The organism is Pseudoalteromonas rhizosphaerae, assembly GCF_902498845.1.
GTDB classification, from domain to species: Bacteria; Pseudomonadota; Gammaproteobacteria; order Enterobacterales; family Alteromonadaceae; genus Pseudoalteromonas; species Pseudoalteromonas rhizosphaerae.
Window position 1 is genome coordinate 1 of the sequence record NZ_CABVLM010000031.1, and the last position, 7,546, is coordinate 7,546.

The 7,546-nt window shown below is 47.2% G+C and carries 6 protein-coding genes and 1 pseudogene; 5 read left to right on the plus strand and 2 right to left on the minus strand.

Going from position 1 to position 7,546, the window contains the following annotated elements:
* Positions 1 to 313: 313 nt before the first annotated feature.
* On the minus strand, positions 314 to 1,108 hold the full coding sequence (locus PSR9079_RS23205) for an AraC family transcriptional regulator (protein WP_149983432.1): 795 nt from the start codon (positions 1,106 to 1,108) through the stop codon (positions 314 to 316).
* A 92-nt stretch (positions 1,109 to 1,200) separates the two neighbouring features.
* Between PSR9079_RS23205 and PSR9079_RS23210 the strand changes: the two genes are divergently transcribed.
* Positions 1,201 to 2,391, plus strand: coding sequence for a CynX/NimT family MFS transporter (locus tag PSR9079_RS23210; RefSeq protein WP_149983433.1), 1,191 nt, complete (start codon positions 1,201 to 1,203; stop codon positions 2,389 to 2,391).
* Between the two features lie 121 nt (positions 2,392 to 2,512).
* On the opposite strand, the gene PSR9079_RS23215 is transcribed toward PSR9079_RS23210, so the two are convergent.
* Positions 2,513 to 3,418, minus strand: a complete 906-nt coding sequence (locus PSR9079_RS23215) for a LysR family transcriptional regulator (protein WP_149983434.1) — start codon at positions 3,416 to 3,418, stop codon at positions 2,513 to 2,515.
* A gap of 143 nt (positions 3,419 to 3,561) precedes the next feature.
* On the opposite strand from PSR9079_RS23215, the gene PSR9079_RS23220 reads away from it, so the two are divergent.
* The 4 genes and pseudogenes from PSR9079_RS23220 to PSR9079_RS23235 all read left to right on the plus strand — a co-directional run bounded on the left by PSR9079_RS23220 (position 3,562) and on the right by PSR9079_RS23235 (position 7,412).
* Positions 3,562 to 4,965, plus strand: coding sequence for an amidohydrolase family protein (locus PSR9079_RS23220; protein ID WP_149983435.1), 1,404 nt, complete (start codon positions 3,562 to 3,564; stop codon positions 4,963 to 4,965).
* A 13-nt stretch (positions 4,966 to 4,978) separates the two neighbouring features.
* Complete coding sequence (locus PSR9079_RS23225; protein ID WP_149983436.1) at positions 4,979 to 5,455, plus strand: DMT family transporter; 477 nt, start codon at positions 4,979 to 4,981, stop codon at positions 5,453 to 5,455.
* A 65-nt stretch (positions 5,456 to 5,520) separates the two neighbouring features.
* Positions 5,521 to 6,383, plus strand: a pseudogene (locus PSR9079_RS24105) (SMP-30/gluconolactonase/LRE family protein).
* Between the two features lie 495 nt (positions 6,384 to 6,878).
* Entirely contained in the window at positions 6,879 to 7,412 is a 534-nt protein-coding gene (locus tag PSR9079_RS23235) for a YceI family protein (protein ID WP_179959252.1), read from the plus strand.
* Positions 7,413 to 7,546: the final 134 nt, after the last annotated feature.

Here is a 7,546-nt window from a genome sequence, read left to right on the forward strand (position 1 = left end):
GACATCAAAGGTCTAGATTGCGTATTATCATGACTTTGATCACCGATTCTCATCAGCTTTGATCACTTTATTTATCTATTTTATAGAGCCGTTTTTAAATTAGCTTAACTGATCATCATCAGTCAATTTATTTAACTGTATTCGTATCGATTCTCCTATCATTTCATGCCAGTTTTCCTGTGCTAGCTGGCTTATAATTATGGAAATTAAAGGGGGCACCCATTAGAAAATTCCGGTCAAGCAGGCAGCTGTGTTTTCTTGTCTATGAAAAATCAATGCGAATTATCTCTGCTCAATATCGGCCTGCCGAGCTTTATCGCAACGATGAAAAATATTGGGTAGGCGATTTACCAAGTGCTTTTTTGAACATAGTGATGAAGGCATTTACAGAATCATACCCCAGATTACCCGCGACACTTTGTACCGATTTCCCCTCTGCCAACTGACTCAGTGCGATCATCAAATGCAGCTGCTGACGCCAGCGTCCGAAGCTCAGTCCGGTAGCGTTTTCTACAAGTCTGGCTAGCGATCGTTCACTGGTGGCAAGTCTGGCCGCCCACTGACGCACAGTAGTACGGTCGCTCGGATCTGCAAAAAGTGCATCCGCAATTTGTCTAATTTTAGGGTGGTCTGATATGGGTAGATGCAGCTCTTTGAGCGGCGCATCAGACAACTGTTCGAGAAGCACTGCAACAAGACGAGCTGTTTTACCCTCTGAAGGGTAAGCGGGGTCCTGTTCAGCAAGATGCAGAATCAACTCCCTTACAAGAGGTGTTATGGCAACCGTGCAGCATGCGTCGGGCATCACTGCCGCGCTAGGCTCAACAAACAAAAAGCAGGTACTAGCATTTTTGGTAATTCGGCAGCTGTGAGGGGTGCCGCTTGGGATCCAGACCGCGTGCTGAGGAGGAACAAGCCACAGTGCATCTTGTACTTCACAGCTCACCGCACCATGCAAAGACAAGATCAACTGACCCTTGCGGTGGTGATGCGGTCTAACACCGGAATGCTTCAGGTCAGGTTCGATCTGTAAGGCAACGGCTGCCTGCATGAACTCATCGGAATCGAAGTCTTCCGGTGAGGAAACCGTCTTTTTAAAATCTGGCATAATTTAGATATCACCTGTCATATTGTCTATATTATACGCTCTTCTGATACTTTATAGTGCTTTTTTTTCTAAAGTAAAGAAGGTTAGAGAACATGTTGGACACTAAAAACAAGTGGAATACCGTTGCACTTGTGGCAGGAATTCTTTTTATTGCGGTCAACCTGCGGCTTCCTTTTACCAGTATAGCGCCCGTTCTACCGCTTATCCAAAGTGACTTCGGCTTGAGCTCCTCGGCCGTAGGTCTGCTTACTTCATTACCATTGCTGGCATTTGCTGCATTCTCACCACTGAGTGCACCTGTTGCCCGAAAGTTCGGACTAGAACGTACACTTTTTGGTGCATTGACAATCATTTCTTTAGGCATCTTGCTGCGTTCTACAGGAAGTGTGTGGACGTTGTATGTCGGTACAATACTAATAGGCACAGGGATCGCCTTGGGTAACGTACTGCTTCCTGGTCTAGTTAAGCGCGACCTCTCAGCCAACGTTGCCTCCATGACAGGGGCGTATTCCATTACGATGGGGGGGGCGGGTGCGATAGGTTCTGCCATCATGATTCCTTTAACACAGGTTTGGGGCTGGAATATTGCGCTGACTTTATTAATTGCAGCCCCGCTGTTTGCGCTTATTGTATGGTTGCCGCAGCTTAAAAAGCATGAACCTGTGAGCCTGTCCAATTCGAAAAAATCAGCGACAGTAGCCGTCTGGAAATCGTCTCTAGCATGGCAGGTCACACTGTTTATGGGTTTCAATGCGATGCCTTTTTATGTCGCCGTCGGCTGGTTGCCGACTATTCTGATGGATAATGGTATATCCGCCACTGAAGCAGGCTCCGTACATGGAACGCTGCAACTGGCCACAGCCATTCCGGGGTTAATACTAGCAGCCACGCTGCGCCGCCTAAAAGATCAGAAACTGGCGGCCGTAACAACCAGCCTGTTGGTTGCCTTATCGTTTATCGGGCTTATTTATGCGCCAGAGTTTGCCATCTTGTGGGCTGCGCTTCTGGGCTTTGGCTCTGGTGCCTGCATGATGCTAGGTTTGACTTTCGTTGTACTGCGTACGCAGAATGCTGGCGACGCGGCCGCTCTGTCAGGAATGGCACAGTGTGTAGGGTATCTCATGGCGGCAGCAGGCCCCTTATTGCTAGGTCAAGTGCACGACTGGACTGGCGGCTGGACTGCACCGCTATTAATTACGGCAGCTATCGCTGTTGCTGGTGCGTGTACTGGCATGATGGCTGGGCGAAACGTCCATCTTGAACCGGCTCAATCGATGCGTTAACCCCGTATTTATGATCTACGGGAGAGAGCCATTTACCGCATTAGAAAACTCTGGTTAAGGCTGCACAGAACAATACTGCATCGGAGTCCGATGCAGTAAAAATTACGTCTGCTGCCGTCAATCAGATGGACGAATTATCGTTTCTGATAAGCTCGGTTGCCCAATCGGCAAATGCCCGTACGGCTGGCGATAGAAAACGTTGATGTGGATAGAGCAAATTAACCGGTACGGACGCAGGTTGCCAGTCCGCCAAAACTTCAACGAGTCGGCCTTCTTCTAGGTGTTCAGATACCACCTTCTCAGCAAGCTGCACCAACCCTAACCCTTCAAGACACATTTTTATGTAGAGCCCCGTCTCATTGGCGGCCACGGTCCCACTAACCGGGATTGACATTTTTTCAGAGCCGCTAACAAAGCTCATTTCATTCGCTCGCTTAGCATGCCCTGAAAAATAATGAACGGCTCGGTGGTCAGATAAATCTTCTGGCGTCTGTGGAATCCCTTTCTCTTTAAGATAAGCCGGAGAAGCACATGTCACCCAGCGAAACCGGCCAAGCGGTCGTGCAACGAGGGTTGAGTCATTAAGCTCACCAGTTCGAATAACACAATCTACACCTTCCTGAACAAGATCTACCTGCCGGTCATTAACCCCTATCATTAGATAGATATCCGGATAGCGTCTGTAAAAGTCTTGCAGATTTGGCATGATGACAAAGTGGGCGATACCGCCAGGCATATCAACACGTAGGCGTCCTTGTGGTCGTTTAACGGAATCGGTCAGGCTAGACTCTGTATGCTCAATTAATTTAAGTATTTCCAAACACTGAGCCAAATACTGGGCGCCCTCTGTGGTCAAGCTGACGCGCCGTGTTGTTCTGTTCAGCAGGCGCACCTGCAAATATTTTTCAAGACTTTTAATCGTGCTGGTGACTGTCGAGGCCGGTAAGGAAAGCGTTTCCGCTGCATAGATAAAACTCCCAGCCTCCGCCACACGAACAAAAACCTGCATTGCCTGAATACGATCCATATTCTTTTTCCTTGAGCCACAACAGAAGCCACCGGAGGGGATTGTTCGTGATTGCTGAATAATGAAAACAGTTTAACCATCTTTTTCGAAAGTGTCACCTTACGTATCCTTGCTTCACACTATTTCAACAAGATGAAATGAAAATGACTGATTATACTCGTAACATAGTACAAAACACTGAATCACTGACCACTCGGACGCTTATCCAAGGAGCTACTGTTCTAAGCATGGATAATGATGTCGGTAATTTGGTTAACGCTGATATTCTTATCGAAGGCAGCACCATCAAGGCCATAGGTGAGAACCTTGATGCCAATGACGCCGTCATTATCGATGCGGCTGGCATGATTGCCATGCCGGGGATGGTGGATTCTCATCGTCACTCATGGGAAGGCCAATTACGCCGCATCAACCCTAATGCCACCTGTTTGGAAGATTATAGTAACGCCACGCACTTTTCTTTCGCTAAATACTATCGTCCAGCGGATAATTATATCGGCAACTTGCTGACGGCTCTGGGCTGCATTGACGCGGGTATCACCACCGTCATTGATAATTCCCATAACAGCCGCACCGCTGAACATTCAGATGCCGCCGTTGAGGCCCTACTTGATTCGGGCATTCGCGCCATACATGCCTCGGGTGCGCCCGTTGCTGGTGAATGGGATAAAGCGCACTGGCCAGGTAACTGGCAACGCTTGCAGGAAAAATACTTTACGAATAACCCTGACAGCCTTGTTTCTCTTGGCGTCATGGCTCAGTTGGAGCCAGAGTTATGGGCCGAAGCTCGTCGATTAGGGCTCCCCATTGTGACTGAGTTCTTTGGCTCTTTGATGGCGGATGAGCTTGAACCATTGCATCAGCAAGGCCTTCTTGGCCCAGATAATATTTTCAATCACTGCACGTCATTGCCTGATGAAGGGTGGAGAATCCTGCGTGAAGCGGGTGTTCGAGTAAACGTCTGCCCACGCTCTGATTCACACTATGGCATCGAAGACGGTATGTTCGCTATGCCAGCTGCGCAGCGTCATGGCATTAGCCCAGGACTAAGTGTCGATAATGAAACCTCTTACAGTACTGACATGTTTATGGAAATGCGTGTGGCATTTTATCTACAACGAGTCATGGGCATGCATCAGCAGAAGCACTGTGGTTCTGATCATGATCATATACAGACAACGCTTCCAGCCGCTCAGCTTCTTAAATCCGCCACCGTTGATGGTGCCGCTTGTGCCGGTTTGCAGGACAAAATTGGCAGTTTGACGCCGGGGAAACAAGCAGACCTGATCTTGATTAACGCCAATGACATCAACCTTTACCCGTCCGGTAATGCTTTTGGCACCGTGGTGCATGCAACGGAACGTAGCAACATTGATACCGTGATGATCGCTGGTCGTATCGTCAAACAGAAGGGTCAAGTTTTGGGTGTCGACAGTGAGCGTCTTCGTGCTGCCATTGATGAATCCCTAGAGCATCTGTTTGCTGCGTCTGGCTATCAGCCTGATGTATTTGCTGACGTTTTTCTGCCGTTAGAGCAGGCTAACTAATAGGGGAATACCGATGAGCATGATCTATTACTTAATTGCTTTTGCTGCCGGTCTGGGTATCACGTTGCAAACAACCCTGAACAGTCAGTTGGCAAAAGGGTTGGGGGGAGACTCTGTCACCGCGGCACTGTTTTCTTTCTCGGCTGGCGCGTTCTGCCTTGGTATTTATTCACTGCTGCGAGGTGGGTTATTCTCCTCGCTTGCTGCTATTCCGTCGCAACCATTGTGGACTTTAGTGGGTGGTGTTATCGGTGCATGTGCATTATTTAGTTATGTCGTACTCGCCCCAAAAATTGGTTTTTCAGCCTTGCTCGGGTTGGCTATTGTCGGGCAGCTGCTGTCATCACAGGTCATAGATCACTTTGGTTTGCTGGGCTCTATCCGCCGCTCCGTTTCGGGGCTGAAGCTTGGTGGAATGCTGGTAATGTTAATCGGACTCGCCATTATGTTGTTCGGCGACAAATTATCCGAGCGTTTTCTACACGGATAGAAGTGAACGGCTTGTGGATGTCTGCAAGCATCGGTTCACTATATGTCGCCTTCTGGAGAATTAAAATGTTTTTAATCGTCACTGATGTCAATAATGCGTTGGGAGAATGTCCGCTCTGGTGTGAAAAAACGCGCAGAGTATTCTGGACAGATATTGAGTGTAGTGAGCTGCTTGCCTTTGAAGAAGAAAGCGGTATCGTCAAACGCTGGTCTTTGCCTGAACGTGCTGGGTCGTTTGCACTAACTGGGAAAGCGGATGTTTTGCTGATAGGGCTAGCCTCACAGCTCGCGTTTTATGACCTGAATACGGAGGTGTTAACCCCTGTAGCATCATCACCCGGTATGACGGGACGCGTATCGGGGATGGACGGTGCGACCGCGCTGGCAACTTTGTTTTTAGCTCCATGCTTGAAGGTGACTATGTTCAAAAATGCGGACAATTTCATCGACTGAACGCCACTACTCTGGAAACAGAAACGCTGGCATTATCTGCCGTCGTCATTCCAAACAGTATCTGTTTCAGCCCGGACGGCAGCACCATGTACTACAGCGATTCTATGCAGGGTCAGATTTTCTGCTGCGACTATCCGTCTCTCGATAATCAGCGCATTTTTGTAAAAGTCGAAGGCGGTGGTGCACCAGATGGCTCCTGCCTTGATGCGCAAGGCTATCTATGGAACGCCGAATGGGGCGGTAGCCGAGTGGTACGTTACACTAATACCGGAAACGTTGACCGAGTGATCGAGTCTCCCAGTGTTCAAACCACTTGCCCAGTATTAGCGGGACCCAGTTATGAAACGCTTTATTGTACCAGTGCTCGGGTGGGCCTAGATAAACCGACAGGCAGTGATGGTAAGCTTATAAAAGCCGAAACAGTTGTGTCTGCGGGACTTGCTGAAACCAGGTTTGCAGGGCGAATTAGTCGTTAGTTTTTGCCTGTGGTGCCGTTCATAAAGAGCAGGTGTAAACAGCGATTGCACCAGAATATTCCGCGTATGCAAATATCTCCTGATAGCGGATGCGGATTATTCCATGTCTGTTGTAGCAATTAGTGTATTGTCAGATTCGCGCTAAATCATATAGGAACTGCAGTGTTGTTGGCTGCCCTAAATTTCATCCGCTCTGACTACGGCTGACCCCGCAGTTCAAATTATATAAAAACGGTCAATTAATAGACTGGAATAGCCGGCTTTCACTCCATCAGGGATATAAAAGAGAGGTGAAAATGAAAAATATGAGTCATCATATATTTTAATTTAATGAAAAATGACGTTTTATTTTACCTATACTCTAATGCCTTAATTACTATGAACTCAGCATCAAAGAATACAATGCGAACATTTATACATTCGGTCTCAGCTATGTGCGCTGCGCTGTTACTGACAAGTTGTGTGAGTTGAATTGCACAAACTGTTAAATCTGAGTTGATAGCGCTGCAAGCGGGCGAATATCAGCTAGACAGTCAACATGCTGTATTAATATTTAAAATCCAACATTTAGGATTATCAACCTATGTAGGGCGTTTTAATAAATTTGACGCACAACTCAACTTTGATCCTAATAATATGACTGCCGCGTCATTAAACGCAGTGGTGGATATTAGCTCTATTGATATTAATAATGCTGACTTAGCAGAAACCTTACAAAATGACACTTGGTTTAACAGTGAGTGCTTTACGCAAGCATCATTTATTAGCCACAGCGTTACGGTTATATCCGATACCAGTTTTAATTTCTCAGGCGATTTAACGCTTAGAGGCGTTACCAAACCTGTGACGTTTAAAGCCACATTTCACGGTGGAACAGATAACTGGATGACGGGAAAATACACCATTGGTTTTAGTGCGGTAGGTCAAATCAAACGTTCTGACTTTGGAATGGACAGTTATATACCGATTGTTGGGGATCAAATTGACTTAGAAGTTTATGCGGAATTTCTTAATGTTGGTAAGCAATAAAAAGAAAGTAGACAGCGAATAAATCGTCAATGAGTGAAATTTGCAGATAGGATATAATCCCTGAATTACAGCTAGTGGCACTTTGGCGAAGTTCGGTTTGGAGCGAAAACCGCTCAGTCAACAATTGTGCTGTA